The organism is Spiribacter vilamensis, from assembly GCF_004217415.1.
In the GTDB taxonomy this organism is placed as follows: Bacteria; Pseudomonadota; Gammaproteobacteria; order Nitrococcales; family Nitrococcaceae; genus Spiribacter; species Spiribacter vilamensis.
Window position 1 is genome coordinate 461,254 of record NZ_SHLI01000001.1, and the last position, 25,764, is coordinate 487,017.

Annotated in this window: 28 protein-coding genes; 11 read left to right on the plus strand and 17 right to left on the minus strand. The window is 63.3% G+C overall.

Translation table 11 applies throughout. The annotated features are described in order from the left end of the window. Nucleotides 1-12 precede the first annotated feature (12 nt). From EV698_RS02350 to rsgA, 5 genes are all read right to left on the minus strand, one after another. Nucleotides 13-1,035, minus strand: coding sequence for an ABC transporter permease (locus EV698_RS02350; RefSeq protein ID WP_130502563.1), 1,023 nt, complete (start codon nt 1,033-1,035; stop codon nt 13-15). An 81-nt stretch (nt 1,036-1,116) separates the two neighbouring features. Beyond that, on the minus strand, nt 1,117-2,076 hold the full coding sequence (locus EV698_RS02355) for a glycine betaine ABC transporter substrate-binding protein (RefSeq protein ID WP_130502564.1): 960 nt from the start codon (nt 2,074-2,076) through the stop codon (nt 1,117-1,119). A gap of 237 nt (nt 2,077-2,313) precedes the next feature. After that, nucleotides 2,314-2,799 (minus strand): hypothetical protein, encoded by a 486-nt coding sequence (locus EV698_RS02360; protein WP_130502565.1) that lies wholly within the window; start codon nt 2,797-2,799, stop codon nt 2,314-2,316. Continuing rightward, nucleotides 2,800-3,294 carry a hypothetical protein gene (locus tag EV698_RS02365; RefSeq protein WP_130502566.1) on the minus strand — a complete coding sequence of 165 codons (495 nt, stop codon included), beginning with the start codon at nt 3,292-3,294 and terminating at the stop codon, nt 2,800-2,802. It lies immediately after the preceding gene. Further along, a complete protein-coding gene (gene rsgA / locus EV698_RS02370; protein ID WP_130502567.1) occupies nt 3,291-4,178 on the minus strand; it encodes a ribosome small subunit-dependent GTPase A in 888 nt (295 codons plus the stop codon). The genes EV698_RS02365 and rsgA overlap by 4 nt, the downstream gene beginning before the upstream one ends. Nucleotides 4,179-4,251: 73 nt before the next feature. On the opposite strand from rsgA, the gene orn reads away from it, so the two are divergent. Beyond that, the gene (orn, locus tag EV698_RS02375; protein ID WP_130502568.1) at nt 4,252-4,812 is read left to right on the plus strand and encodes an oligoribonuclease; all 561 of its coding nucleotides are present in this window, start codon (nt 4,252-4,254) and stop codon (nt 4,810-4,812) included. 13 nt (nt 4,813-4,825) lie between these two features. Here orn and EV698_RS02380 read toward each other — a convergent pair whose 3' ends face one another. Together EV698_RS02380 and ppsA are read right to left on the minus strand one after the other, a co-directional pair. Next, nucleotides 4,826-5,665 carry a sulfurtransferase gene (locus tag EV698_RS02380; protein ID WP_239016182.1) on the minus strand — a complete coding sequence of 280 codons (840 nt, stop codon included), beginning with the start codon at nt 5,663-5,665 and terminating at the stop codon, nt 4,826-4,828. After that, nucleotides 5,662-8,037: a phosphoenolpyruvate synthase gene (ppsA, locus tag EV698_RS02385; protein ID WP_130502569.1), complete on the minus strand. Its 2,376-nt coding sequence runs from the start codon at nt 8,035-8,037 to the stop codon at nt 5,662-5,664. The genes EV698_RS02380 and ppsA overlap by 4 nt, the downstream gene beginning before the upstream one ends. Nucleotides 8,038-8,114: 77 nt before the next feature. On the opposite strand from ppsA, the gene ppsR reads away from it, so the two are divergent. The 3 genes from ppsR (at nt 8,115) to EV698_RS02400 (ending at nt 9,913) form a co-directional block, all read left to right on the plus strand. Further along, on the plus strand, nt 8,115-8,936 hold the full coding sequence (gene ppsR, locus EV698_RS02390; RefSeq protein WP_130502570.1) for a posphoenolpyruvate synthetase regulatory kinase/phosphorylase PpsR: 822 nt from the start codon (nt 8,115-8,117) through the stop codon (nt 8,934-8,936). Between the two features lie 62 nt (nt 8,937-8,998). Continuing rightward, complete coding sequence (locus EV698_RS02395) at nt 8,999-9,478, plus strand: DUF1249 domain-containing protein (RefSeq protein ID WP_130502571.1); 480 nt, start codon at nt 8,999-9,001, stop codon at nt 9,476-9,478. A 12-nt stretch (nt 9,479-9,490) separates the two neighbouring features. After that, a complete protein-coding gene (locus EV698_RS02400) occupies nt 9,491-9,913 on the plus strand; it encodes an Rrf2 family transcriptional regulator (RefSeq protein WP_130502572.1) in 423 nt (140 codons plus the stop codon). A 5-nt stretch (nt 9,914-9,918) separates the two neighbouring features. Here EV698_RS02400 and EV698_RS02405 read toward each other — a convergent pair whose 3' ends face one another. The 5 genes from EV698_RS02405 to EV698_RS02425 form a co-directional block, all read right to left on the minus strand. Next, a complete protein-coding gene (locus EV698_RS02405; protein WP_130502573.1) occupies nt 9,919-10,593 on the minus strand; it encodes a response regulator in 675 nt (224 codons plus the stop codon). Nucleotides 10,594-10,609: 16 nt separating this feature from the next. Then, the gene (locus EV698_RS02410) at nt 10,610-11,413 is read right to left on the minus strand and encodes an amino acid ABC transporter ATP-binding protein (RefSeq protein WP_130502574.1); all 804 of its coding nucleotides are present in this window, start codon (nt 11,411-11,413) and stop codon (nt 10,610-10,612) included. A 17-nt stretch (nt 11,414-11,430) separates the two neighbouring features. Next, nucleotides 11,431-12,531 (minus strand): amino acid ABC transporter permease, encoded by a 1,101-nt coding sequence (locus tag EV698_RS02415; protein WP_130502575.1) that lies wholly within the window; start codon nt 12,529-12,531, stop codon nt 11,431-11,433. Nucleotides 12,532-12,534: 3 nt separating this feature from the next. Then, nucleotides 12,535-13,722: an amino acid ABC transporter permease gene (locus tag EV698_RS02420; RefSeq protein WP_130502576.1), complete on the minus strand. Its 1,188-nt coding sequence runs from the start codon at nt 13,720-13,722 to the stop codon at nt 12,535-12,537. 90 nt (nt 13,723-13,812) lie between these two features. Then, complete coding sequence (locus tag EV698_RS02425; RefSeq protein ID WP_130502577.1) at nt 13,813-14,832, minus strand: amino acid ABC transporter substrate-binding protein; 1,020 nt, start codon at nt 14,830-14,832, stop codon at nt 13,813-13,815. Nucleotides 14,833-15,047: 215 nt separating this feature from the next. On the opposite strand from EV698_RS02425, the gene EV698_RS02430 reads away from it, so the two are divergent. From EV698_RS02430 to EV698_RS02440, 3 genes are read left to right on the plus strand one after another with little or no spacing between them, the layout of a single operon-like run. After that, complete coding sequence (locus EV698_RS02430; RefSeq protein ID WP_130502578.1) at nt 15,048-16,190, plus strand: iron-containing alcohol dehydrogenase; 1,143 nt, start codon at nt 15,048-15,050, stop codon at nt 16,188-16,190. 7 nt (nt 16,191-16,197) lie between these two features. Beyond that, the gene (locus tag EV698_RS02435; protein WP_239016183.1) at nt 16,198-16,761 is read left to right on the plus strand and encodes a TRAP transporter small permease subunit; all 564 of its coding nucleotides are present in this window, start codon (nt 16,198-16,200) and stop codon (nt 16,759-16,761) included. Further along, on the plus strand, nt 16,761-18,131 hold the full coding sequence (locus tag EV698_RS02440; RefSeq protein ID WP_130503975.1) for a TRAP transporter large permease: 1,371 nt from the start codon (nt 16,761-16,763) through the stop codon (nt 18,129-18,131). The genes EV698_RS02435 and EV698_RS02440 overlap by 1 nt, the downstream gene beginning before the upstream one ends. A gap of 4 nt (nt 18,132-18,135) precedes the next feature. Here the strand turns inward: EV698_RS02440 and EV698_RS02445 are convergent, their stop codons facing one another. Further along, a complete protein-coding gene (locus EV698_RS02445; protein WP_130502579.1) occupies nt 18,136-19,218 on the minus strand; it encodes a TRAP transporter substrate-binding protein in 1,083 nt (360 codons plus the stop codon). A gap of 164 nt (nt 19,219-19,382) precedes the next feature. On the opposite strand from EV698_RS02445, the gene EV698_RS02450 reads away from it, so the two are divergent. The 4 genes from EV698_RS02450 (at nt 19,383) to EV698_RS02465 (ending at nt 21,902) form a co-directional block, all read left to right on the plus strand. Further along, a complete protein-coding gene (locus EV698_RS02450) occupies nt 19,383-19,688 on the plus strand; it encodes a type II toxin-antitoxin system TacA family antitoxin (RefSeq protein ID WP_165385695.1) in 306 nt (101 codons plus the stop codon). After that, the gene (locus EV698_RS02455) at nt 19,663-20,232 is read left to right on the plus strand and encodes a GNAT family N-acetyltransferase (protein WP_239016184.1); all 570 of its coding nucleotides are present in this window, start codon (nt 19,663-19,665) and stop codon (nt 20,230-20,232) included. Before EV698_RS02450 ends, EV698_RS02455 begins: the two co-directional genes overlap by 26 nt. Before the next feature lie 141 nt (nt 20,233-20,373). After that, nucleotides 20,374-20,937: a biotin transporter BioY gene (locus EV698_RS02460; protein ID WP_130502581.1), complete on the plus strand. Its 564-nt coding sequence runs from the start codon at nt 20,374-20,376 to the stop codon at nt 20,935-20,937. Between the two features lie 11 nt (nt 20,938-20,948). Next, nucleotides 20,949-21,902, plus strand: coding sequence for an MBL fold metallo-hydrolase (locus tag EV698_RS02465; RefSeq protein ID WP_130502582.1), 954 nt, complete (start codon nt 20,949-20,951; stop codon nt 21,900-21,902). Here EV698_RS02465 and EV698_RS02470 read toward each other — a convergent pair. The 4 genes from EV698_RS02470 to EV698_RS02485 are packed head-to-tail and all read right to left on the minus strand — an operon-like array spanning nt 21,899 to nt 25,730. Continuing rightward, nucleotides 21,899-22,696 carry a hypothetical protein gene (locus tag EV698_RS02470; RefSeq protein WP_130502583.1) on the minus strand — a complete coding sequence of 266 codons (798 nt, stop codon included), beginning with the start codon at nt 22,694-22,696 and terminating at the stop codon, nt 21,899-21,901. The two genes, EV698_RS02465 and EV698_RS02470, sit on opposite strands and share 4 nt — an antisense overlap. Next, on the minus strand, nt 22,693-23,772 hold the full coding sequence (locus tag EV698_RS02475) for a flavin monoamine oxidase family protein (protein ID WP_130502584.1): 1,080 nt from the start codon (nt 23,770-23,772) through the stop codon (nt 22,693-22,695). Before EV698_RS02475 ends, EV698_RS02470 begins: the two co-directional genes overlap by 4 nt. 11 nt (nt 23,773-23,783) lie before the next feature. Beyond that, nucleotides 23,784-25,328, minus strand: coding sequence for a BCCT family transporter (locus EV698_RS02480; RefSeq protein WP_130502585.1), 1,545 nt, complete (start codon nt 25,326-25,328; stop codon nt 23,784-23,786). A gap of 15 nt (nt 25,329-25,343) precedes the next feature. After that, a complete protein-coding gene (locus EV698_RS02485) occupies nt 25,344-25,730 on the minus strand; it encodes a DUF2237 family protein (RefSeq protein WP_130502586.1) in 387 nt (128 codons plus the stop codon). Between the last annotated feature and the right edge of the window lie 34 nt (nt 25,731-25,764).

Below are 25,764 nucleotides of genomic sequence, written 5' to 3' on the forward strand. Positions count from 1 at the left end.
ATCGACCTCCCTTTACTGCTGCTGCGACGTGTTGACGCGGGCCAGGGCGGCCTTGGTCACACGGTCAAGGATGACGGCGAGGAGGACGATGCCCAGTCCGGAGACCAGCCCCACACCCAGCTCAAGGTTGCGGATACCACGCAGGACCAGCACACCCAGGCCGGGGGCCGAGACCAGCGACGCGATAACAACCATGGCGAGGCTCATCATGATGGTCTGGTTTACGCCCGCCATGATGTTCGGCAACGCCAGCGGGATCTGCACGCCGTAGAGCTTCTGCCGATCGGTCATGCCGTAGGCATCGGCGGCCTCGATCACGTCCTTGTCGACCAGCCGAATCCCCAGGTTGGTCAGCCGGATGACCGGGACGATGGCGTAGAGGATAATGGCAATACCGTAGAGCTTCGGCTCGGTGACCGAGAACAGGAAGATCAGCGGGATCAGGTAAACGAACGGCGGCAGTGTCTGGAGCATGTCCAGGACCGGTGTGATTCCTCTTTGCAGATTGTCGCTCCGTGACATAGCGATGCCGATGGGCACGCCCAGTAATACGCAAAGCAGCGAACACACTACGATGATCGCCAGCGTCTGCATGGCATAGGTGTAGTGATCGATAAACGCGAGGAATAGCAGCATGATCGCGACCATCGCCACCAGCTTCATCGATTTGGACGCGATAAACACAACGGCAAGCATCAACGGGATCATGACGAACCAGGGCATGTTCTGGAACATGCCCAGTGCGCCCTCGAGGAACCAGCTAAGCGGCGCGGTGAGAGGGTCAAGAACGAATTTCAGGCTGTCCTTGACACTGAGAAAGCCACTCTCCAGACCACCCGTCAAATCCCGGGTCTGGGCAATGGCCGGACAGGCATCATGCAAAGTATCGAGAGACGGAAAGGGTGTCTCCCAGAGCGAGGGCTCCGTTGTCTCCTGGCTCTTGAGCAGATCGGCCATGCTCGTATTGCCGCCCCCGGGGGTACCACACCAGTCTCGAAGCCCCAGGCTGTCAAAGATAAAATCATAAGTCGCCATTGGCGGATTCCTTCTCCGGAACTAGAAAAGGCGCCGGAACACCATGGCCCCGACGCCTGAGTTTTCCCTGACGGTAGCGGTTTAGAACATGCCCTGCAGGTTCGCCTTCGCGTCCTCGCTGATCCAGCTCATCCACTCTTCCTGATTGTTCTGCAGGTAGCGGACAACAGCCTCGTCATTGGTCGCCTCATTGTCGGTGTACCAGGCGAGCAGCTCATTCATCGTCTCATTCTCGACCGTCATGTTCTGCAGCATCGCAAAAGCCTCGGGCTCGCGCTCGGCAAAGTCAGTGGTGACGATGTTAAAGACGCTTGCGGACGGGAAGGCCGAAACGCCAACCTCATCAGACTCCGGATCCTGGTTGTTGGCATGGACCTCGGGCTTGTACTCGCCAAGGTCGATGCTGACCATGTCGTACTTGCCGAGAGGCGCCGTCGGACCCCAGTAATAGCCGAACCAGGGCTCTTTATTCTGGTAGGCGGATGCCATGGACGCCTTCAGGGTCTGACCCGAGCCGTGGTTGAACACCTCGATGCCATTCCCTTCGAGATCAAGCGCCTCGATGAGGGAGTCGTTGACGATTCGGCAGCCCCAGCCGTCCGGACAGTTGTTGAAGCGACCGACGAGCTCGGGGTTATTCAGAACCCCCTCGATGGTTCCAAGCTCGGGATGCTCCTCGACGAGGTACCTCGGCAGGAGCCAGTGCTCCGTGCCACCTTTGGTATAGGTGTCCGAGGCCTTCTGGACCTTGCCCTGCTCTGCGAGATCGAAGTAGGACGGTGCGGAATTCACCCACATATCGGGGACGATATCGGGTTCGTTGTTCTCGGCGAGGGATGAAATCGCTGCCGTGGTCTGCGATGGCACGACCTTCACATCACAGCCGTAGCCCTGCTCGAGCAGGAATTCGGTGATGCCGGTCATGATGCCGCCGGTCGTCCAGTTCATTTCGCCGACGGACACCTCGCCACACTCGGCGTTGGCGGCCATCGGGACCATTGCACCGGCGAGGGCCAGGGCGTAAAGGGGACGCTTACTCATGGTTAGCTCCATTCTCTTGCGTTATTGAAAACATTTGCCACTCGACTCCCACACGCCAGCTGACCCGTCTGAGGACCAGTGGCGCAAGGAAGCCGCAGTGGGAGCGAAAACTGATTGGCACGTGGCGTGCGGTTTTCTGTGGATCGGTCAATCGGGATTCGAATTACCCGGTCTCCGTTTGGAACATGATTCAACTATAGATCAACTTTTCTGACGAGCGCAAATAGTTGCGCCGCGTCACAGGATCCAGAGCGTCATCAGACCGGCCAGCGGGGCGAGGAGGAGACTGACCAGCCAACGTCTCCAGACGAAGGGCCAGCCCAGCGTCGGCAGCTCGAAGACGAGTGTCCGATGCAGGGCGAAACAGGACCATCCGGTCAGTGCGGCCACGAGCTGCGGCAGGCCGACGCCGGCGCGCTCGAATACCAGAATCAGCGGGAACGCCACCACGGGTCCGCCCGGCAGGATACCGCCTAGCAGCGACGCGATGAGGATCCCCTGTATACCCGAGCTTTCACCCAGCCAGCGGCCGAACAGGGCCTGCGGGATGAGTTCGCCGATAAAGCTCGCGGCAATCAGCGCAATGGGTAGGCGAATCAGCAGCGGTGCGAGCTGCTGCCATGCCCCCTGCAGGACTGTGCGATGCCGCACCGCGGCGTGGCGATGCCCGAGCACGCCGAGTGCCAGCGCCAGCACCAGCACACTGAGATAGGCATACAGCATTCAGCGACGGACCGGATCGCCCAGCCACTGTGCAGCGAGACCGGCGATCAGGGGCAGGGGGAGCGAAACGGCAAGGCGCAGGATGACGAAGTCGAGGCCAAAGAACGGTAGCTCCCAGATGAGGATGCGCTGGATACCGAGCACGGACCAGGCCGTGAGATAGGTGATGCACACGGGGAATGACGCCCCGACCGACCTTAGTCCGACCACCAGCGGGAACGCCATGAACGGCCCGCCGGGTGTGATTGCGCCGGCGGCGATCGCAATGAAAAGACCGCGCCATCCCGCATCGCGCCCCAGCCATCGCTCGACCACGGCCCGCGGTAGCAGGGCCTGCGCGTAGGCGGCCATGACAATGGCGATAATGACCAGCGGCACCACCAGCACCATGAGCTCACCGGCGGAGAAAAGCGCCCCGGTCACGGCATCGAAGCCTTGCCGATAGCCTAGTAAAGCCCCGGCAACAACCGCGAGTATCGCGAAAAAGATTGTCATCGGGCGGTTTCCTCGCGCAGGCGTTGCCAGCGTTTCAGCGCCTCCGGATCGATGCAGCCGGCGGCGATGCCCTCGCGAATGCCGCAGTCGGGCTCGGTGCCGTGGCGGCAGTCATTGAATCGGCAGTGTCGGGTGGCCTCGGCGATCACCGGATAGGCGGCATCAACAGCGCTCGGGTTTAGGTGATCGAGACGTAGCGTCCGGACGCCGGGGGAGTCGATGAGCGCACCGCCGTCGGGGCGATCGAACAGCGTCGTCTCGCTGGTGGTATGCCGGCCCTGACCGCTGCTCGCCGATATCTGTCCGATCCGAAGGCTTGCCGTGGGAACGAGCGCCTGGGTAATCGATGACTTGCCGACACCGGACTGTCCGACGAGGATGAGCGTCTCGCCGCCCGTGGCGGCCTCCAGCCGGGTGAGTGCGTCCGGATCGTGCGTGCTACCGGTCATGATCGGGATCGCCATATCCTCGCAACGTTGCCGGATCGCCTGCATCGGCATGGATCCGGCGGCCGATGCCAGATCCTGCTTGTGACACCAGAGGAGTAACGGGATATCGAGTGCCTTGCCAAGGACGATATAACGATCCACAAGCAGGGCGTCGGGTGCAGGCTCGGGCGCGATCACCAGGACCATTCGATCGACGTTCGCCGCGAGCCCGCGGGGTCGTCCCCGAAAGTCGCCGCGCTCGATCAGGTTGCGACGGGGCTCGATCGCATCGATCCAGCCGTCCGGTGCATCGGCGCTCCACTGCACCCGGTCACCGCAAACCGGTCGCGGGTCGCGTCGACGGCGGGGGCGGCAGCGGTTAAGACTGCCGTCGCTGTCGGCGACGAGGCAGTGATCGCCGCTAGCCATGACGACGCGAGCCATTGATTCATGCATCTACGGCGTCATCCTGCGGGCAAGGGGCTTTGATAGACTGGACAGCCCATTCATGTAATCGGAATCCGTACCTATGCTCTACTCGGCGAATAATCTCATCTGGATCGATCTGGAGATGACCGGTCTTGACGTCGACAACGATCAGGTCATCGAAATCGCCACGATCGTAACCGATGCCGAACTCAATATCCTCGCCGAGGGGCCCGTTCTGGCGATTCACCAGCCCGAGACGGTGCTTGATGGAATGGATCAGTGGAATCAGAGCCAGCACGGCGGTTCGGGGCTCATCGAGCGGGTTCGCCAGAGCAGCGTCGACGAGGCGGAGGCCGAGCGACAGACACTGCGTTTTCTCGAGCAGTGGGTGCCGGCCGGTGCGTCGCCCATGTGTGGCAACAGCATCTGTCAGGATCGTCGCTTTCTCCACCGGGTCATGCCCGAGCTCATGCGCTATTTCCACTATCGTCACATCGATGTGAGCACCCTCAAGGAGCTCGCGCGGCGCTGGATGCCGGCGGCGGTTGAAAGCACGCAGAAGAACGCCTCGCACCTCGCGCTGGATGATATCCGCGATTCCATCAACGAGCTGCGCCACTATCGGTCGCGGTTTCTCTGTGAGGCGGCGCGCGGCGGCTGATCCGCGTGCGGTTTCAGCCGTCCGTCGGTGTGCTCACCGGTCGAGCGGGATCGTTTCCCCACTCGGACCATGAGCCGTCATACCCACGCACCCGCTCGAAGCCGAGGTATCGAAGCACCACATAGGTCAGCGCCGATCGGTGATGGGTCTGGCAGTGGGTGATGACCTCGTGATCGGGGGTGACGCCGAGCTCGGCATACTCCTCGGCCAGCGCCGATGCCGCGCGTAGACGGCCATTGCGGTCGGGATCGAAATTGTCGGTCCACTCGAGATTGACTGCGCCGGGGATATGGCCGTTGCGACGGGCACGCATAACCTCGCCCCGGTATTCACCCGGTGATCTTGCATCAACGATCACGACATCCGGATCGTCGAGGTGGGCCTGGATATAATCGGCGCCCACGCGGGCAACGGCATCGTCCGTTACCGCCGGGTAGGCGGGTGCCGGTTCGGTTGTACTCGAAGCGCCTTCGACAAGCGGCCGCCCATCGGCCTGCCAGGCGCCCAGCCCGCCATCGAGAAGCGACCAGTGCCGGTGGCCAAGACAGTCAAGAGTCCAGAGCAGACGCGAGGCGGCGCCACCGCCGCTGGCATCGTACGCCACCACATGGGTGGCCGGCGTGATGCCTGCATCCCCCAGCACACCCGCCAGATCCGATGCCGGTGGCAGAACACCACCGGCCGGTGGTCGCGCGGTGACGAGGTCGCTGTAGCGGATGCAGGTGGCCCCCTCGATATGGCCCTGTGCAAAGACCGCCCCGTCGCCGACAAAGACCACTTGCAGGTGACTGCTGTTCGCTTGCGCGGCGAGATGCTCGGGCGCAATCACCAGCGGCATGGCGTCGGCGATCACGCGGTCTCACCACCGAGGTACAGCCAGGTCTCGACCACGCTGTCCGGGTTGAGGGAGATGCTGTCGATGCCTTCTTCCATCAGCCAGCGGGCCAGGTCGGGGTGATCGGACGGACCCTGGCCGCAGATGCCGACGTATTTGCCGGCCCGGTTCGCTGCCTGGATGGCCATGTGCAGCAATGCCTTGACGGCGGGATCGCGTTCCTCGAACAGGTGAGCGACCAGCCCCGAATCCCGATCCAGCCCCAGGGTCAGCTGGGTGAGGTCGTTGGATCCGATGGAGTAGCCGTCGAAGATCTCCAGGAACTCGTCGGCGAGGACGGCGTTCGAGGGCAGTTCGCACATCATGATGACCTTCAGCCCGTCCTTGCCCTTCTCGAGGCCATTGCGAGCCAGCATCTCCACGACCTTGCGACCCTCATCGGGGGTCCGTACGAAGGGGATCATGATCCAGACGTTGGTCAGCCCCATTTCGTTGCGCACCTTGCGCAGGGCCTGGCACTCGAGCTCGAAGCACGGGCGGAAATCCTCGGAGATGTAGCGCGAGGCACCGCGGAACCCGATCATCGGGTTTTCCTCTTCGGGCTCGTAGGCCTCACCGCCGATCAGATTGGCGTATTCGTTGGATTTGAAGTCGGACATGCGCACGATCACCGGCTGATCGGCGAAGCTCGCGGCCAGTGTGCTGATCCCCTCGGCGAGCTTGTCGACATAGAAGCCGACCGGCGAGTCATAGCCGGCGATCTGATTGTCGATCACGGCCTTGAGGTCGTCCGACTGCTGATCGTATTCCAGCAATGCACGGGGATGGATGCCGATCATCCGATTGATGATGAACTCGAGCCTGGCCAGCCCCACACCGGCGTTGGGCAACTGGGCGAAATCGAAGGCGCGGTCCGGATTGCCCACGTTCATCATGATCTTGAACGGCAACTCCGGCATGTTGCCGAGCTCGATATCGCGTATCTCGAAATCCTGAATGCCGCGGTAGATGTAGCCCGTATCGCCCTCGGCGCAGGAAACGGTCACCTCGGTACCGTCGGTGAGGCGATCGGTGCCATTACCGGTGCCGACCACGGCGGGGATGCCCAGCTCGCGGGCGATAATCGCGGCATGGCAGGTGCGTCCACCGCGGTTGGTAACGATCGCCGAGGCGCGTTTCATGATCGGTTCCCAGTCGGGGTCGGTCATGTCGGTGACCAGCACATCGCCGGCCTCCACCATGTGCATGTCGTTGAGGTCGTCGACCACGCGCACGCGTCCAGCGCCGATACGCTGCCCGATGGCGCGTCCCTCGACCATTACCTGACCGCGCTCGTGGAGCTGATAGCGCTTGAGGCTCTGGCCGCCATCGCGGCTTTTCACGGTTTCCGGGCGGGCCTGGAGGATGTAGAGCCGACCGGTTTCGCCGTCCTTGCCCCATTCGATGTCCATCGGGCGACCGTAATGATTCTCGATGGTCATGGCCTGCCGGCCCAGCGACTCGACGTCTTCATCGGTCAGACAGAACCGCATCCGGTCCGCTTCGGGGTTCTCGACGATACGGACCGTTTCCTGACTGTCTGGGTCATCGTCATAGACCATCTTGATGGCCTTCTCGCCCAGTGTCCGTCGCAATACGGCGGGGCGCCCGGCGGCAAGCGTGGCCTTGTGGACGTAGAACTCGTCCGGATTGACCGAGCCCTGAACAACCGTCTCGCCGAGGCCATTGGAGGCGGTGACGAACACCACATCGCGGAAGCCCGACTCGGTGTCCATGGTGAACATCACCCCCGAGGCCCCGATGTCGGTGCGCGCCATCTCCTGGATACCGGCGGAGAGTGCGACCTTGGAATGCGCAAAGTCGTGGTGAACGCGGTAGGAAATGGCCCGATCGTTGAACAAGGAGGCGAAAACATCGCGGATCGTGCGCATGACGTCATCGAGACCGCGAACGTTGAGGAAGGTCTCCTGCTGTCCGGCAAAGGAGGCATCGGGCAGGTCCTCGGCCGTGGCCGATGAGCGCACCGCCACGGACAGGTCGGTTTTTTGTGACCGTTCGACCAGCTGATGCCACGCCGTGGTGATTTCATCATGCAGGCGGGCGGGGAAGGGGGTTTCGACAATCATCTCGCGAATCCGGGCGCCAACCCGGGCGAGTTCCTGGACATCGTCGATATCGAGCCCCTCCAGCGCCGCCTCGATCCGCGGCCGCAGCCCGCTCTCGTCGAGGAAGTCCCAGTAGGCCTGTGCCGTGGTCGCGAATCCCCCCGGTACCTGCACTCCGGCATCGGACAGATTACTGATCATCTCCCCGAGGGAGGCATTCTTGCCGCCAACGCGCTCGACATCATTCATGCCGAGCGACTCGAACCAGACTACGTATTCGCTCACTACCGCTCTCCCGTTAAAAGTTCTGTCCACACCGGTACACTGGTTGCCGATTGTGGTTCATCGAGTTGAGTTCTGCCATGTCCGACGCGCGCAGCGTTTTCTATATCTCCGACCGCACCGGCATTACGGCCGAGACGCTTGGCCAGAGTCTGCTGACCCAGTTCGCACTCGACTGTTCACCGGTCAGCATCCCGTTTACCGACAGCCCCGAAGCGGTGGATGCGGCGATCGAGCAGATCGAGGCGGCGGGGCGACGTAACCAGTCGCGGCCGATCGTTTTCAGCACCATTATTGACGCCGGCCTGCGCAATCGCCTGCGGCGGGTCAATGCCGTCGTGCTGGATTTCTTCGACACGTTCATCGGGCCGCTGGAAAGCGAACTGGGCATGGAATCGAGCCACACCATCGGGCGAAGCCACGGCATTGCCGACCCGGGCGCGTACAAGCTACGCATTGATGCCATGAACTACGCCCTCTCCGCCGACGATGGCGCCGCCGTACGCCATTATGAACAGGCCGACGTGATTCTGGTGGGTGTTTCGCGCTGCGGCAAGACGCCGACCTGCATCTACATGGCGTTGCAGTACGGCATCTATGCCGCGAACTATCCGCTCACCGATGATGATTTGCTGAGTGGTCGGTTGCCGGAGGTTTTGCGCCCCTATCGTTCTCGAGTCTATGCGCTCACGATCCGGCCCGAGCGGCTGGCGCAGATAAGGGCCGAGCGACGCGCCAACACCCGCTACGCATCGCTGCGTCAGTGTCAGTACGAAACCGTCCGCGCCGAGGGGCTCTTTCACCAGGAGAAGCTGCCTTTTTCGAACACGACGACGATGTCCATCGAAGAGATCGCCGCCATGATCATCCAGTCCCGTCAACTACGGCGGCGACTGTATTAAATTCGCCGCTGCATTGCCAGCCGGGGGCGTCGCCCGTTCGGTGCCTGTGCTAGGATTACGGCATGATTATGCAGACCGGTACTCTCGTCGCCGAGCGGGCGCCAGATGGCAGTTTCGCGGCGCTGATGGAGCTCTACGAGAGCAACTACATTTACCTGCGCCGACTCGTCCCGCAGCTCGACGGCCAGCGCGATGCACAGGTCTCGAGCGTGGATCGCGGGCCCGACCTGCATCTCGAGGTAATCGAACGCTGTCCGTATACAACGACGCTTATGCTGACGCACCGCTTTCCGCGACCGGAGGGTGACGAGTCGCTGCCCGATCTGCAGGTCCGCATCTATCATGATGCCCGGGTGGCCGAAGTGCTGAGGACCGAAGCCGAGGCCCCGACCCCGGCACAAGAGATGCTCGCATGGCGCTGGGCCACCAACCGCTTCCTTATGCGCTGGCTGTTGTACTGCCTGGGCGAGGGGCATGGGTTCCCTGCAACCGACGGCCATGCGGTCGTTCTGCGGCCGGCCGCAAGGCGCTGGTCGGTCTAGGCGTCGCGTCCGGTGCGTTTGTCCACGAAAGGGCGCTACGCGGTCACCACCATCATGGATCTCGCCCTCCATCAGGAGAATGGTCCGGTGACGCTCGCCAATATCTCTCAGCGCCAGGAGCTCTCGCTTTCCTATCTCGAACAGCTCTTTGCCCAGTTGCGTCGGCATGGACTCGTCCATGGCGTGCGAGGCCCCGGTGGCGGTTATCGGCTGGCCCTGGCAGCTGATCGCATCAGCGTCGCGGCGGTGATCCTCGCGGTGGAGCAGCGTGTGGATGCCACCGCCTGTGGCGGTGAGGAAGACTGCGCTGACGGGACCCGCTGCATTACCCACGACCTGTGGGCCGAGCTCTCCGATCAGATAGAGGGCTTCCTTGGCAGTATCAGCCTCGCGGATCTCGCCGCTGACCCGGCGTTAATTGCCGCTACTCAGTAAGTCGCTCAGTGCTCAAGGTCGACGAGACCCAGCTTGACCGCCGCAAGCGTTGCCTCGGCGCGGGTAGAGACATTGAGCTTGAGATAAATCGACTTGATGTGACCGGCTACCGTGGAGCTCTTGATCACGAGCGCATTACCCACGCGATGGCGATCCCAGCCCCGCGAGAGAAGCGAGAGTACCTCCACCTCGCGCCGGGTCAGGCCTGTCGACTCGGCACCGGGTCGCACGAGTGAATCACCCTGGTCGGAATGCGGCGGGCGTTCTTCGAACCGCTGCATCATGCGCCGCGCAATCTCCGGTGACAGCCCGGGGTCACCATTGCCGATTGCCGCCATTAGCTGCAGGGTCCCGTCGCTTCCCTGATCCTTGAGAATATAACCGTCCACACCCTGGCGCAGTGCCGCGAGGAGGTGGGGATCATCATCGTGGCGGGTGAGAATCACTCGGGGCGAACCGGGGTAGAGCATCCGGGTCTGCTCAATCAGTTCCAGCCCGGAGCCATCGGGCAGGTAGAAGTCGGTGATGAGCAGGCCCGGCATGGAACCACCAAAATGACCATAAGCCGCCTTGAGGCCGGGTGTGGCTACCAGGTCAATCTGCGGCCAGATCGTCAGCAGGATGTCGCTGATGCGGCGCTGTTCACCCGCATCGGGGTCGACGATCAGGGCCCGCTTCATCCAGTCATCCGTTCCCTCAGTGCTGGAGAATCTGCTCGAGAAACTCCCGGGTGCGTGGCTGTTCCGGGTTCGTGAAGAACTGATTGGGTGGCGCTGCCTCCACAATCTGTCCACCGTCCATGAAGATGACGCGGTCGGCAACCGTTTTGGCGAAGCCCATCTCGTGTGTGACGCAGATCATGGTCATACCGCTGCCGGCGAGCTCGACCATGACATCGAGCACTTCCTTGATCATTTCCGGATCGAGTGCCGAAGTCGGCTCGTCGAACAGCATGATCTTGGGCTCCATGCACAGTGCCCGGGCAATCGCGACCCGTTGCTGCTGACCGCCGGACAGCTGGCCCGGATACTTGTCCGCCTGCTCGGGGATCTGCACCCGCTCGAGATACTTCATCGCCATCTCGATTGCCTCCCGGCGGGGCGTTTTGCGCACCCAGATCGGTGCTAGCAGGCAGTTCTCGAGCACACTCAGATGAGGGAAGAGGTTGAACTGCTGGAAGACCATGCCGACCTCGCGACGGATGGCCTCGATATTCTTGACATCGGCGTTCAGGGATACGCCATCAATGGTGATCTGCCCGCGCTGATGGGGCTCGAGGTGGTTCAGGCAGCGGATGAGCGTCGATTTCCCGGATCCGGACGGGCCACAGACGACGATTCGCTCGCCCTTCTGCACCGTCAGGTTGACCGAATTGAGCGCATGGAAATCGCCGAACCACTTGTTCAGGTCGGAGACTTCGATGATGTTCTCGTTGCTGACGGCCGAGGCGACCGGAGTGCCGATGGCATCGGTTTCCGGCGCTGCACTGTTGTTTTCCATGTCGCGGTTCTCTCCGATTATTTGGCGTGTCCGGTATCGAGCTTTTTCTCGATGCCATGACTGTAGCGGGACATTCCGAAGCAGAAGACCCAGAAACAGAAGGCGACAAACAGGTATCCCTCCGCCATGACATTGTCCCATGCCGGATCACTGATGGTGGATTTGACGGCACCGAGCAGGTCGAACAGCCCGATGATGAGCACCAGCGTTGTGTCCTTGAAAAGGGAAATAACGGTGTTGGCGATCCCCGGTATCACGATCTTGAGCGCCTGCGGCAGGATGATCAGCCGCATCCGTCGCCAGTAGCCCAGTCCCAGTGCCTCGGCGGCCTCGTACTGTCCCTTGGGAATGGCCTGTAGCCCACCGCGTACAACCTCGGCCATATAAGCGGCCTGGAAGAAGACAATCCCCACCAGCGCCCGCATGAGTTTGTCAAAGCTCACGCCGTCCGGGAGGAAAAGGGGCAGCATGACGGATGCCATGAACAGGATGGTAATCAGGGGGACAGAGCGCCAGAACTCGATGAAGATGACGCATATCCCGCGTATGACCGGCATTTCCGAGCGTCGACCGAGGGCAAGCACGACGCCGATCGGCAGGGCCGCGATGATACCCACGTACGAGAGGATGAGGGTGAGCATCAGCCCGCCCCACTGAGAGGTCCTGACCGGCTCGAGGCCGAAAAAGCCCCCGGCAATCAGGATATAGGCACCGATTGGCAAACCCGTGAGTCCGAAAATCCCGATCCATCGACGCAGGCGCGGCGGAGAGGGGAGAAATGGCGGCACAACGGCCAGGGCAAACAGCACAAAGGCCAGGGTGGGGCGCCAACGCAGCTCCTGTGGATAGAACCCGTAAATGAAGAAGCCGAAGCGCTGTTCAATGAATACCCAGCAGGCGCCGTCGGGGTTGCAGGCGTCGGCACCCGCGCCCACGAACACGGCGCTGAAAAAGGCCCAGTCGATCATCGGTACCAGCGTGGTAACCAGGAAGTAGCCAACGATCAGCGTGACCAGGCTGTTGAACCAGGTCGAGAACAGATTCTCGTGCAGCCAGCGGAAGATACCGCGTTGGGTCACCGGTGCCGGCTGGCTGGGAAGCGGCTGATGGGCTGCCATGCTTCAACGCTCCTTGAGCGCGACTGCGCGGTTGTAGAAATTCATGAGTAGGGAAATACTCAGGCTGATCGCCAGGTAGACCGACATGGTCATGGCGACGATCTCGACGGCCTGGCCGGTCTGATTCAGAGACGTCCCCATGAATACGTTCACCAGGTCGGGGTAGCCGATCGCCACCGCGAGCGACGAATTCTTGGTGAGATTCAGGTACTGGCTTGTCAGTGGTGGGATAATGACTCGCAATGCCTGTGGGATTACGACAAGCCGCAGTACACGCCGCGGAGGCAGTCCCAGTGCCAGCGCCGCCTCGGTCTGACCGCTACTGACCGATACGATGCCTGAACGGACGATTTCGGCGATGAATGTGGCGGTGTAGATCGTCAGCGCCATCAGCAGGGCGCCGAGCTCCGGGATGGCGGTGACGCCGCCGGAAAAGCTGAAAGTGCCGAATGTCGGGACATCCCAGCCAACCGGTTGCCCCATCACGAAGTAGGCGAGGGTGGGCAGGCCTGCAATCATTGCGAGTGAAACCGGGAAGGCGGGAAAGATCTGTCCGGTGGCCGCCTGGCGGCGGCGGGCCCAGGTGACGAGCGCGATGGAAGCCGCCAGTGCGAGCAGCACGGCGATGCCAATCCAGCCGGCGCCCGCTTCAAAAACGGGTTTCGGTATAACGATACCGCGGTTGCTCAGGAAAGCCACATCGCCGACGTTCACCGCGTTACGGACGCCGGGTAATGAGCCCAGTACCGCGAAATACCAGAAGAAGATCTGCAGTAGCAGCGGCACGTTGCGGAAGATTTCGATGTAGGCCAGCGCGACCTTGGCCACCAGCCAGTTGGTGGACAGTCGAGCGATGCCGACGATAAAGCCGACGATCGTAGCGAAAAGGATGCCCAGCCCCGAGACGAGCAGGGTATTACTCAGTCCGACCAGGAAGGTTCGGCCGTAGGTCATGGTCTCGTCGTACTCGATGAGACTCATGATGATGCCAAAGCCCGCGGTCGCATCGAGGAATCCGAAACCGGTGCTGATGCCGCGGCTGGCAAGGTTGTTGATCGTGTTCTGGAACAGCGAGTAACCCACCCAGGCAACCGCTGAAACTGCCAGGATCTGGAACACCACGGATCTTACCCGCGGATCATTCCATGGTTTGGGGTTGTCCGGCCTCAGCGGCCCGCGGTCGCTACTCATGGGTACCGGCCTGTCCCGTCATTATGAGTTGAAAGGGGCCCGGGGCGGCCGGAGCCCGCCCCCGGGCGTCATGGCAGTAAGGCGTCCGCCTTACCGGAACGGCGGTGCGTAGAGCACGCCACCCTCGGTCCAGAGCGCGTTGGTCCCACGCTGCAGGCCCAGCGGTGTATCGGGTCCGACGTTACGCTCGAACATCTCGCCGTAGTTACCGACCTGGCTGATCACATCGACCATGAAGTCATCATCGAGGCCGAGGATTTCACCCATGTTGCCCGACGTTCCAACGATCCGCTGAACGCTGGGGTTGTCGGAGTCCATCATGTCGTCGACATTCTCGGAAGTGACGCCGTACTCCTCGGCGTTGATCTGGCCGAACAGGACCCACTTCACGACGTTGAACCACTCATCGTCACCCTGGCGTACCACGGGGCCGAGCGGCTCCTTGGAAATCACCTCGGGCAGGATCTCCGCGGAATCGGGGTCGCTCAGCTGGGTCTTGAGCGCGGCGAGCTGTGACGTATCCGAGGTGAGGACATCGCAACGGTTGTTGTCAAAGCCCTGGGCGCTAGCCTCGGAGGTATCGAAGACAACGGCTTCGTATTCCATGTCGTTGGCACGGAAGAAGTCGGCGAGGTTGAGCTCGGTCGTGGTACCCGCCTGGATACAGATGGCGGCACCATCCAGGCTGTAGGCACTGTCAACGCCCAGGTCCTTTTTGATCAAAAAGCCCTGACCGTCGTAATAGTTGGTCCCGGTGAAGTTGAGTCCCAGCGAGGTGTCGCGGGTCGTCGTCCAGGTCGTATTCCGCGTGAGAACATCAATCTCACCCGACTGCAGCGCAGTGAAACGCTCGGCAGCGGTCAGCGGGATAAATTCGACAGCGTCCGCGTCACCCAGCACCGCAGCGGCGACCGCCCGGCACGTGTCGACGTCAATACCGGCCCAGTTACCGTCGTTGTCGGGCTGTGAAAAACCGGGCAGTCCGTTACTGACGCCACAGCGCAGTTCGCCGTCGTCCTTTACGTCCTGCAAAGTCGCGGCCTGCGTCGTGCCGGCGAATGCCAGCAATCCCGACGCTGCGAGGCCCATTGTGATAATCGTCTTTTTCATTCCTGCTTTCCTCTCTTTTCTCGAGGGTGTGCAAAGCCAATATGGCACTAAATACAAAGCAAACTTTATGCCAGTGTCGCCATACTCTCCTCCGTCGGCATTTTCCGCGAAATACGCCGCACCTCTTTATGTCATGAATGCACCAGTCTGGACAAGGGCGGTGAAACCTGCACCATGGGCGAGCGTAACGATTTGTCTATTGCCGGAGATCACCCATGGAGCCCGCCTTCGATCTGCATCTGCCCCGTCATATCCGCTTTGGCCGGGACGCCGCAGCCCACGCCGTCGAAGCGGTATGCGCGCGGGGCAAGCGACCACTGCTCATCCATGGTGCGAATCCTCGCCGGTCGCAATGGCTCATCGATGCACTGATCGCCGCCAACTGCCCGCCGACCCGTCATGCCTGTCCGCACGAGCCCGATGTCGCGCTCATCGAGGCCGGCGTCGTGGCCGGGCGCCATGACGACGTGGATGTCGTGATCGGGCTCGGGGGTGGTTCGGTCATTGATACGGCGAAGGCCGTGGCCGGTCTGATTCCCGCTAGCGGCGATGTGGTGGATTATCTCGAGGTCGTCGGTGATAACGCCCCGCTGGACGCGACACCACTGCCGTTCATCGCGCTCCCCACCACGGCCGGCACGGGGACGGAGGCAACCTACAACTCCGTTATCGATGTCCCCTCTGCGCGTCGCAAGGTCTCGCTGCGCGATCCGCGACTGTTGCCCGACGTGGCGATCGTCGACCCGGCGCTCACCGATAACACGCCGGCCGCGGTGACACTCGCAAGCGGCCTGGATGCCATCACCCAGGTGATCGAGCCGTTCATCAGTTGCCGCGCCAATCGCTTTACCGATGCCCTCTGCCGCGATGCGATTCCGCAGGGGCTCGCTGCGTTGCGGACACTCATGGCCACGGAGGATTCCACCGCGCGCGACACCATGGCCTGGGTGAGCCTGTCCGGTGGTCTCGCCCTCGCCAATGCGAAACTCGGCGCGGTCCATGGACTCGCCGGACCCCTGGGCGGTGTCACCGATATGCCCCATGGCGCGATTGCCGGCGCGTTGCTGCCGGAAGCCCTGCGCGCCAATCGAGAAGCGACCCGCGGACGGATTGCCGGGCGCATTGTCGAGGTCGAGCGGTGGATTGCCGAAGCGTTCGGATGTGAAGCCGAAGTCGCGATCGACCGGTTGGCGGCGTGGTCCCGGGCACAGGGACTGCCCGGACTGCGCGAGGCCGGACTGGACCCGGCTGAACTGCCGCCGATCGCCGCCGCGGCCGAGCAATCGTCATCGATGCAGGGCAACCCGGTTGTACTGCCCGCGGACCGACTGGTGCAGATGATGGAGCAGGCATGGTGACCCTTGCTTGTCGACAGATCACCGCTTCGCCATACTCCGCGACCTGATGCGTGTACTGCTGCGTTTTTCCCGGGCCATCGATGCCCTCAGCGACTGGATCGGCGTCGCCCTGCGCGGCGTCGCACTGCTCCTCATAGCGCTCGGGGTGATTAACGTCATTGGTCGCTATCTCGGTGCGAGGCTGGGGATGCAGCTCTCCTCCAATGCCCTGCTCGAGGCGCAGATCCAGGCCTTTGCCATTATCTTCCTGCTCGGCAGTGCCTACCTGCTGCGCCACAACGGGCATATCCGGGTCGACATCCTCCAGACCCGGTTCACCCCCCGGCTGCGGGCGTGGGTGGATCTACTCGGTACGATGCTGGCCCTGGTCCCGTTCTGTGTCGTCATGATCATCTACAGCATCGACTATGTCAGCGTCGCCTGGTCGCGGCTTGAAGTCAGTCCCAACCCGGGTGGGCTCCCTCTCTATCCCATCAAAACCGTCCTTTTGATCGGCTTCGCCCTACTGCTGCTCCAGGGGCTCAGTCAGGCCGTGAAGGCCGTCGCCACGCTGCGCGGGCTCGAGCAATGATGCTCGTCGAACTCCTGCCCCTGGCGATGTTCCCCGTGCTGCTGCTGTTCCTGCTGACTGGTTACCCGGTGGCATTCGCCCTCGCGGGGACGGGGCTGCTGTTCACGGTCATCGGTAGCGACTGGTTGCCGGGCCTGGGTATCAGCCTGCCCTGGGAGCCCCTGTTTCGGGTTGCGCGGCTGAATATCCTGCCGCAGCGGGTTTATGGCTCGGTGATGAATAACTACACCCTGGTGGCGGTGCCGTTTTTCATCTTCATGGGCAGTATGCTCGAGCGCTCGGGCCTCGCCGAGGACCTGCTCCAGACCATGGGACGCCTGTTTGGCCGGCTGCGGGGCGGCCTTGCCATCTCGGTGGTGCTGGTGGGCATGCTGCTGGCGGCGGCCACCGGCGTGGTCGGTGCCTCGGTGGTGACGATGGGGGTGCTGGCGCTGCCGGTGATGCTCAAGTACGGCTACGACCAGCGCCTCGCCACCGGGACCATTGCGGCCAGCGGCACACTGGGGCAGATCATCCCGCCGTCGATTGTCCTGATCATCCTCGGCGATCAGATGGGCGTGAATGTCGGTGACCTGTTTGTCGGGGCGCTGATTCCCGGCCTGATGCTGGGGGTGGCTTACATTCTGTGGATTGCCCTGGTGGCCTGGCGGCGCCCGCTGGCGGCACCGGCGTTGCCGGATGGGGCGGATGATCGCGGCGCCGCCGGCCCGCTGTGGCTCGCGGTCCTGCGTTGCCTCGTACCACCGCTCGCACTGGTGGGCGCGGTGCTGGGTACGATCTTTTTCGGCATCGCCACGCCCACCGAGGCCGGTGCCATGGGCGCTTTCGGGGCCCTGTTGCTGGCACTCGCCTACGGCAAGTTGTCGTGGCGCAACCTGTTCTCGGTCTCCGATACAACGGTTCGACTGACCGCGATGGTATTCACGATCCTGGTGGGGGCAACGGTCTTTGCGACGGTCTTCAGCGCCATGGGCGGTAAGTGGCTGGTGGAGGACTTCCTGCTCGCGCTCCCCGGTGGCGAGATGAGCTTCATCCTGTTCGTGATGCTGACGATCTTCGTGCTCGGCTTTTTCCTCGACTTTATCGAGATTACGTTCATCGTCGTCCCGCTCGTCACCCCCATCGCCGAGAGCTTCGGGCTCAGTCCCCTGTGGTTCGCCGTCCTGATCGCGATGAACCTGCAGGCCTCGTTTCTGACGCCGCCGTTCGGGTTCTCGCTGTTCTACCTGCGCGGGGTAACGCCCGAGGCGGTACCGACCCGGGCGATTTATGCGGGGATCCTGCCCTATATCGCTATTCAGGTGATGATGCTGGCGATCATCGTCGCCTTCCCTGGCCTCGTAACCTGGCTACCGGGGCTCGCCGACTGAGCGATCAGTCGGCGTCGCGGTAGATGAACTCGCGATAGCGGTAGCTGTTCATCCGGTCCCAGCCGCGCAGCCGATCCCGGAACGCCGACCAGTCCTCATAAATGCGGGCGTAGTCGGCGCGCTCCATATCCTCGGCATGGACCTCGTCGGCCCCCTCGCGGAACGCCGCCAGGACCGGGTCCGGGAAGTCGCGGACGCTCACGCCGCCGGCCTCGAGTTCCTGCAGGGCAATCGGGTTTTTCGCCAGATACTGCGCGGCCATCCAGTTGTTGGCCTCGGCACAGCAGGCGCGAATCTGGGCCTGGATATCCGCGGGGAAGCGGTTCCAGACATCGAGGTTGAAGTAGAAACCGAGCATGGCACTGGGCTCCGCCCAGCTCGGCAGGTAGTAGTACTGCGCCACGTCCTGCATCCCGAGGATCTGGTCATCATAGGGGCCGACCCATTCCGCGGCATCGAGTGCGCCGCGCTCCATGGCGGTGAATACCTCACCGCCCGGCAGCTGCTGGATATTGACGCCGGCCTTGGCCATCGCCCGCCCGCCGTGGCCCGGGAAGCGCATCCGCAGGCCCTGGAGATCCTCGGGCGAATTGATTTCGACGTTGAACCAGCCGCCGCACTGGGCACTGGTATTGCCTCCGGGGAAGGCGATGAGGTTGTCCTGGGCGTTGAGTTCGTCCCACAGCGCCTGCCCGTTGCCCGCGGTCATCCAGGCATTCTGCTGCTCGAGGGTCATGCCGAAGGGCAGGGACGTGAAAAAGCCGTGGGCGGGGTTTTTACCGATGAAGTAATAGGGCGCCGTGTGGCAGGCCTCGAACGCACCGCTGGAGACGGCATCGTAGACCTCGGTCGGCCCGACCTCGGCGCCCCCGGGGGAGGTGCGGGCGCGCACCTCGCCATCGGTCATGGCCTCGATGCGGCGGGCGAAATACTCCGCCGTCCCGTAGAGGTTATCCAGTGATGCCGGCCAGGAAGTCAGGAGGTTCAGGCGAAACCGCTGCGGCTGCGCGATAACGGCCGGTGCATTGATGCCGCCCGCGGCGACCAGCCCCGTTCCTGCTCCCTTGATAAAACCGCGACGATCCATAGTGCCTCTCCTCCAGTAGAAAATGTCAGGTTAATGTGGGCCTTCCCCGGTCGCAATGGTGTCGGGATCGCGGATGCGTTGTACGGCTTGTTGACCTGTACAGACATTTGACACACACTCCGGACATTGCCTGCGCAACGCCCGCAAACTTCCAGGGGATGATCATGGATGCTGTCAATCATACGCCCGAAACCGATCGTCGGACGCAGCGCCTCGATGCTCGTGTGACTGCCGAGGACAAGCAGCTGCTCGCCCGCGCGGCCGAGCTCGCGGGCATGAATGTGTCAAGTTTTGTGGTTTCGCACGCGCGTTCCGCGGCCCGAGAGATCATCCGCGAGCACGAGACGATGGATCTTACCGACCGCGATCGTGAGGTTCTGGTTTCCGCTCTGCTTGAGGAGGATCCGCTGCCGAACCCCGCGCTGCAGCGTGCCGCGCGAGCGCATGACGCGTACACGGGGCGCACCTGATCGCATTGTTCGGGTGATGAGCTCGGGAACGGCGGCCGACTCGCTCTGGGCTACCCAGCCGCTCGACAAAAAGCGGCATGATCGGAATCGCTTCGATTGTGGCGTGCCCGCGTTGGATACCTACCTGCAGACACAAGCTGCGCAGGAAATGCGTCGCCGTGGAGCCGTCACCTATGTGCTCGAAGACCCGACCGATCCGGGCCGGATCCGCGGGTATTATACGCTAAGCTCGAACAGCGCCGCGCTAGGCGCCCTCCCCGAGGAGACGGCACGCAAGATGGCAAGCTATCCGAGGGTTTCGGCTATTCTGCTGGGCCGCCTGGCCGTCGATGAGCGCGACCGCGCACAAGGCCTGGGTGGGCTCTTGCTGGTTGATGCGCTCCGGCGCGCGCGCACCCATTCGGCGGCGATCGGTGCCGCCCTGGTGGTCGTTGAGGCCAAGGACGAGACGGCCGTGCCTTTCTACCAGCACTACGGATTCCGCACCTTCCCCGATAACCATCACCAGCTATTCTTGACGATGCTCGAGGCCGGCAAGGTCTAATTTGCTCTGGTATCGGCGGCGGCGATCTTGCTGATGATGAAGGCGTCAGCCAAACCGGATAGCGAATCCGCTACAAACGATGGCTGACGACGGCCCCGGGGTTTGCTACCTTCAACGTCCAACTGATTCAGGGGGTTCACGATGACGACTTATACACCGTCCCTGGTGTCCGACTGGGCACGGGGCAATCGCCTGCGCCAGGTCGTGTCGGTGCTGGCGGGTACCGTGCTGCTTGCGCTGTCGGCACGGGTCGAAATCCCGTTCTGGCCGGTACCCTTCAGCATGCAGACCTTCGTTGTGCTGGCGCTCGGTATGGTCTACGGACCGGTGCTGGGTGCCGCGACCGTTCTGACCTATCTGGCGGAAGGGCTTGTCGGGTTGCCGGTCTTTGTCGGCGGCGGCGGTCCTGCGTACCTGGCCGGTCCCACGGGGGGGTATCTGCTGGGGATGGTCGCCGCGGCATGGCTCGCCGGTTACCTGGCGCTCCGTGGCTGGGTGCGCCATCCGCTGACGGCGATTGCCGCCGCGGCGCTGGGTAACCTGCCGGTCTATGCGTTGGGGATCCCCTGGCTGGCCGTGTGGGTTGGCAGTATCGAGCAGGCCATCGTTGCCGGGTTCATGCCGTTTATCCCCGGGGCGATTCTGAAGGTCATCGGCGCCGGGCTTGTGGCCTGGGGCATGGCCCATATCTCGCGCCAACGCTAAGGGGCCCACGCATGCCGGCAGAGGCGGTCGATCCGGCCGGCGTTACCATCGCGTCGGGTCTCATACAGGTCGATACCGGGTATTTGCGTGCCGCACACACGGCCGCCTACCTGGTGATCGATAACGGCCGCGCCGCGATCATCGACACCGGCGTCGGGCACAGCGTGCCGCGTATTCTCTCGTGTCTTGATGCAAACGGTGTCGATCGTGACGCCGTCGACTGGGTCATTCCCACCCATGTGCACCTTGATCATGCCGGTGGGGCCGGCGGGTTGATGGCGGCGCTGCCCAGCGCCCGCCTGGGGGTTCATCCCTCCGGCGAGACCCACATGATCGACCCGACACGTCTCGAAACCGGGGTCAGGGCGCTCTACGGTGATGAATTCTTCGATCGCGAGTATGCACCGCTGACACCGGTATCGGCGACGCGCGTAGTCTCACTCGATGACGGCGAGAGCGTCACCGTGGGCGCCCGGCAACTCGATGTGATCCACACCCCTGGCCATGCCTGGCATCAGTTGAGCTTGCATGATCCGCTGTCAGCGGTGCTTGTCGCCGGTGATGCCTTCGGCGCGAGCTATCCGGGCTATGCCGAGGGAACATCGCCGTTCCTGGTACCGGTTGTCCCCCCGCCACAGTTCGATCCCGATGCCTACTACCGGACGCTAGCGCGGATCCGGGCACTGCAACCCTGCCGCGTGGCGCCGGCCCACTTCCCCGTGATCGATGTTCCGGGAATCGCCGCCGATCGGTTGCGGGCCATGCTCGAGGCCGCGGTCGACTGGACCGGGCAGGCGGACTCCAGCGAGGATCTGCTGCGGCGGCTGGTCGAGGGCTGGGCGCAGTGGCTGCCTGCGGGGATCGAGTCGGCGGCATTCGAGCGGGATTTCGGCCTCGACCTGTGGCTGACGGCCGAGGGGCTGTGGCACTGGCGGCAGAAGCAGGCAAGGCGGGCCACGCGCTAGGGTCCGGTGACGCCCAGTATCCACCCCTCACAGGCCGCTACCGCCCGGGTCCGGGTATCCAGTGCCGGCTGCAGGTAACTCGCCAGTTCCCCGTTCCGATCCGCCTGCTGGAGCGCCCGGGCAACGACGTAGGCATCGTGTTGATCCTGTGTCCGTTCGCCACGCGGATAATCGCCGGCCCAGATCGATGGATAGATCTCGGTGATGGCTGAACAGCCGCGCGGGATGCTCCAGCCATCGAACGGCCAGGCATGGAGGCGCTTTCCGATGTGACGTCGAAGATGGTCCAGCCAGGGCAATCCGGCATGGGTCGATTTGGCGACCGACCCGGGTACATCGAAGTGGAAGACGGATTTCGCGCCCACCGGTCGCTCTGCCAGACGTCGCCAGCGCGCATCGCCGGGTTCATTGCGTCCCGCTCCGAGAAGACCGCGGCGGATCTGCTCGACCGTGGAGTCGGGTCGATCGGTGGGCCAGCGGGCACGAAAATCCGCGAGGAACGCGTCCCAGTCCGCTGGATGTTCGTAGTACTCGAACCACGCGATGGGAAAGGAAAAGCCGTGATCAATGCCGACCAGCACCCGATCATCCCCGGCGAGTCGCCTCTGAAGCCACCCGGCGATGGCGCGGCGGCTCCAGTGACGCCGACCCGGGTTATCGACCCTGACCTCACGGACTGGCTGCGTACCCTCTGCCGTGTAGACCCTCAGCCCGGTCAGTCCCCGATCGGGCGTCGCCGCACCGGAGTAGTCGATTCCGATGTAGGCATCGAACTGTGCTTTATCACCGCTCACGCGGCATTCGGGCGTTGCGCCAGTGCCGCACTGGCGGCGTTCTCGCCGGCTACCAGTGCGCCCTCGATCAGCCCGGGGCTTTGATCGGCAGTCTCGGCGCCGCAGAACCACAGCCGGCCGTCGAGGTGCGGCGATCGAAGGATCGCTGGCCCTACGGACGGATGGGCGGGCGGTTCGTTGCGATCGGCCGTCGAGCAGATCGCCGGATCCAGCGCCCAGTCGCGCAGCACGACCGCATCGGGTCGGGCAGCGTCCGGGCCGAGACAACGCGTCAGTTGCTCGACGATGGCCCGGCGCAGGGTTGCCGGATCGCGCTCGCTCAGGGGGGTTGATACGAAGCCGAATAGCGCCGCGTCGCCATCGGCACTGGTGTGGTCATGCGCCTCGAACAGCGGTCCGATACGGCTGGCAATCCGTCCGGATAGCCCCTGGTCGCGCCAGAACGGGGACGAATAGCGGATCACCGCCTTGGCCTGCGCCGCCATCCAGGTCGGCAGTTGGGCGAGTGCCTGAACAACCGCTCTGTCGATGCCGGCCGGCAATGTGATCCGCTCCGCAACTAGTCGCGGGGGCGCTGCGATCAGCACCTGATCGGCGATGACCGTGGCGCCTGCCTCGGTGTCGATCTGCAGTCGTCCGTCCGCGCGCGTCGCGATCGACTGCACGGTCTGCCGGTAGCGGAACCGGTCGGCGGCGAGCGGCGCCGCCATCACCTCGACCAGGCGGCTCGGGCCGCCGACGATCCGCGCCATGCCGTATTGCCCCGGCAGCTGGTGTCGGAATGGCTCGGCGGCGAAGCCATCCAGGACGGCGTCACCGCGCTCGTATTGATCGAAGACCGGTGTCTCCAGCCGCTCCAGCCAGCGCTCAATAACAGGCTGGAAGGGCGGCCAGACCCAGGAGGGCCCGAGGTCGCCGACAAGCCGGCCATCATCCGTACGCAGTCCCTCGATGCGGCCGCCAATCCGGTCGCTCGCCTCGAGGATCAGGGGCGTGACGCCGTTTTCCCGGGCAACCCGCGCCGCTGTCACGCCGGCCAGGCCGGCTCCGATTATCGCCAGCGATGTTTCAGTCATGGTGCGAGTCTCTAGCGAATGGGCTGGATGTCTGTGCCGAGGGATTCATAGCGCAGCGCGCGCAGGAGGCTGACGCAGCAGATAACGAGAATGACCGCCACCGGAAGCCCTGCGGTGAGAGCACCGGTCTGCAGGCCCTGCAGGGCGGTTTCACCCCCAACCAGCAGCAGTGTTGCTGCAACGGCCCCCTCGGTGATGCCCCAGATCACCCGCTGGCGCCGCGGGGAGTGCTTGGCACCCCGCGAGATCAGTGCGTCGACCACGAATGTTCCCGAATCCGACGAGGTGATGAAGTAGGTAGCGATGAGCAGCGTTGCCAGCGCCGAGGACAGCGTTGTCCAGGGGAGCTCGGCGAGTGTTCGGTAGAGCGCGACGGTTGTGTCCTCGCTGACCGCCGCCGCGATGCCCGCGTCGCCGCCGAACACCTCCATATGCAGTGCCGTGCCGCCGAACACGGTGAGCCAGGCGAATACGAACAGGGTCGGCAGGGCGAGGACGCCGACAATAAACTCTCGAATCGTCCGCCCCCGGGAAATCCGCGCGATGAATATGCCCACGAAGGGTGACCATGCGATCCACCAGCCCCAGTAGAACATGGTCCAGTCCTTGTGCCACTGGGCGCCCTGCATGGCGCCGGTGGAAAGACTCATCCCGACCAGTTGCTGGAAGTAACCGCCGATGGAGTCGAGCAGGAATCGGGTCAGAAACAGCGTCGGACCGGCAACGAAGATAAACGCGAGTAGCACCAGTGCCAGGCTCAGGTTGAAGATGCTGAGCCACTTGAGCCCCCGGTCGAGCCCGGAGATCACCGACAGGACCGCAAACCCGGTGATACTGGCGATGATGCCGACCTGCCAGATCGGCGCGACGGGCATGCCGACCAGCTCGTTGAGGCCCGTATTAAGCTGCATCGCCCCGAATCCGAGGGAGGTGGCAAGGCCGAAGAGGGTGCCGAAGACGGCGAGCACATCAATGGTGTGTCCGATGGGCCCGTAGATCCGGTCGCCGATGAGCGGATAGAACACCGAGCGGATGGTCAGCGGCAGTTGATAACGAAAGCTGAAATACGCCACCGACAGACCCAGGACGACATAGACCGCCCAGGCATGCAGCCCCCAGTGGAAGAAACTGTAGATCATCGCCTGGCTGGCGGCCTGTGGGGTGCCGCCCGGGCCCGTCGGCGGGTTCTGGTAGTGGAGGATGGGCTCGGCGATACTCCAGAAGACCAGACCGATCCCCATGCCGGCGCTGAACAACATCGCGAACCAGGCGGCGAAGCGGAAATGCGGTCGATCTCCCGGCTGGCCGAGGCGGATGGTCCCGTACCGGCTCAGGCCCAGCCAGATCAGAAAGCCGACGAAAAACGTCACGACCACCAGGTAGCCCCAGCCGAGGTACTCGGTGATGAAGCCGTTCATGTGCTCGAACAGCGTTGTTGCCTGGTCGGGCAACAGAACGCCGAAGCCAACAAAACCGCCGATCACCAGGGCCGAGGCGGTGAAAACCGTCGGGTTGACCGTGGCGAAAAAGTGATCCTCTCGGGCTTCCCCCCGCACTGCTGGCCCCGTCGGTTATCCGGTTCCGCCGCCGTGTGCGGCGTAGGCGGCCAGGGTCTCGAAGTCGATCACTGCGAGTGTCTCCTCGTGGGTGGCCGCCAGGTCCACCGGCGGAGCAACGCCGGCGCGATGGGCCTCGAGCCAGCGCCCGGCGCACAGGCACCAGCGATCGCCGGGACTGAGCCCCGGGAAATCCGCGAACGGCACTGGCGCGGTCAAATCGTTGCCGCGGCTGCGGGAGAACGACAGGAAGGCCTCGGTGACAATGGCGCAGACCGTGTGCATGCCGCCGTCGGCGTGACCCGTGCTACAGCAGCCATCGCGGTAAAAGCCCGTCAATGGATCCTGCCCGCAGGGCGTTAGCGTGTCGCCAAAAACATTGGTGTCGTTGAATTTTTCCATGTTCCCACTATACCCGCGCAGTGGACGGGTTGCC

Excerpts from the sequence above, each read along its gene's own strand:
- EV698_RS02350 (WP_130502563.1), bottom strand. The coding sequence starts at position 1,035 with ATGGCGACTTATGATTTTATCTTTGACAGCCTGGGGCTTCGAGACTGG.
- EV698_RS02355 (WP_130502564.1), bottom strand. The coding sequence starts at position 2,076 with ATGAGTAAGCGTCCCCTTTACGCCCTGGCCCTCGCCGGTGCAATGGTC.
- EV698_RS02360 (WP_130502565.1), bottom strand. The coding sequence starts at position 2,799 with ATGCTGTATGCCTATCTCAGTGTGCTGGTGCTGGCGCTGGCACTCGGC.
- EV698_RS02365 (WP_130502566.1), bottom strand. The coding sequence starts at position 3,294 with ATGACAATCTTTTTCGCGATACTCGCGGTTGTTGCCGGGGCTTTACTA.
- rsgA (WP_130502567.1), bottom strand. The coding sequence starts at position 4,178 with ATGCATGAATCAATGGCTCGCGTCGTCATGGCTAGCGGCGATCACTGC.
- orn (WP_130502568.1), top strand. The coding sequence starts at position 4,252 with ATGCTCTACTCGGCGAATAATCTCATCTGGATCGATCTGGAGATGACC.
- ppsR (WP_130502570.1), top strand. The coding sequence starts at position 8,115 with ATGTCCGACGCGCGCAGCGTTTTCTATATCTCCGACCGCACCGGCATT.
- EV698_RS02395 (WP_130502571.1), top strand. The coding sequence starts at position 8,999 with ATGATTATGCAGACCGGTACTCTCGTCGCCGAGCGGGCGCCAGATGGC.
- EV698_RS02405 (WP_130502573.1), bottom strand. The coding sequence starts at position 10,593 with ATGAAGCGGGCCCTGATCGTCGACCCCGATGCGGGTGAACAGCGCCGC.
- EV698_RS02410 (WP_130502574.1), bottom strand. The coding sequence starts at position 11,413 with ATGGAAAACAACAGTGCAGCGCCGGAAACCGATGCCATCGGCACTCCG.
- EV698_RS02415 (WP_130502575.1), bottom strand. The coding sequence starts at position 12,531 with ATGGCAGCCCATCAGCCGCTTCCCAGCCAGCCGGCACCGGTGACCCAA.
- EV698_RS02420 (WP_130502576.1), bottom strand. The coding sequence starts at position 13,722 with ATGAGTAGCGACCGCGGGCCGCTGAGGCCGGACAACCCCAAACCATGG.
- EV698_RS02425 (WP_130502577.1), bottom strand. The coding sequence starts at position 14,832 with ATGAAAAAGACGATTATCACAATGGGCCTCGCAGCGTCGGGATTGCTG.
- EV698_RS02430 (WP_130502578.1), top strand. The coding sequence starts at position 15,048 with ATGGAGCCCGCCTTCGATCTGCATCTGCCCCGTCATATCCGCTTTGGC.
- EV698_RS02440 (WP_130503975.1), top strand. The coding sequence starts at position 16,761 with ATGCTCGTCGAACTCCTGCCCCTGGCGATGTTCCCCGTGCTGCTGCTG.
- EV698_RS02445 (WP_130502579.1), bottom strand. The coding sequence starts at position 19,218 with ATGGATCGTCGCGGTTTTATCAAGGGAGCAGGAACGGGGCTGGTCGCC.
- EV698_RS02450 (WP_165385695.1), top strand. The coding sequence starts at position 19,383 with ATGGATGCTGTCAATCATACGCCCGAAACCGATCGTCGGACGCAGCGC.
- EV698_RS02455 (WP_239016184.1), top strand. The coding sequence starts at position 19,663 with ATGACGCGTACACGGGGCGCACCTGATCGCATTGTTCGGGTGATGAGC.
- EV698_RS02460 (WP_130502581.1), top strand. The coding sequence starts at position 20,374 with ATGACGACTTATACACCGTCCCTGGTGTCCGACTGGGCACGGGGCAAT.
- EV698_RS02465 (WP_130502582.1), top strand. The coding sequence starts at position 20,949 with ATGCCGGCAGAGGCGGTCGATCCGGCCGGCGTTACCATCGCGTCGGGT.
- EV698_RS02475 (WP_130502584.1), bottom strand. The coding sequence starts at position 23,772 with ATGACTGAAACATCGCTGGCGATAATCGGAGCCGGCCTGGCCGGCGTG.
- EV698_RS02485 (WP_130502586.1), bottom strand. The coding sequence starts at position 25,730 with ATGGAAAAATTCAACGACACCAATGTTTTTGGCGACACGCTAACGCCC.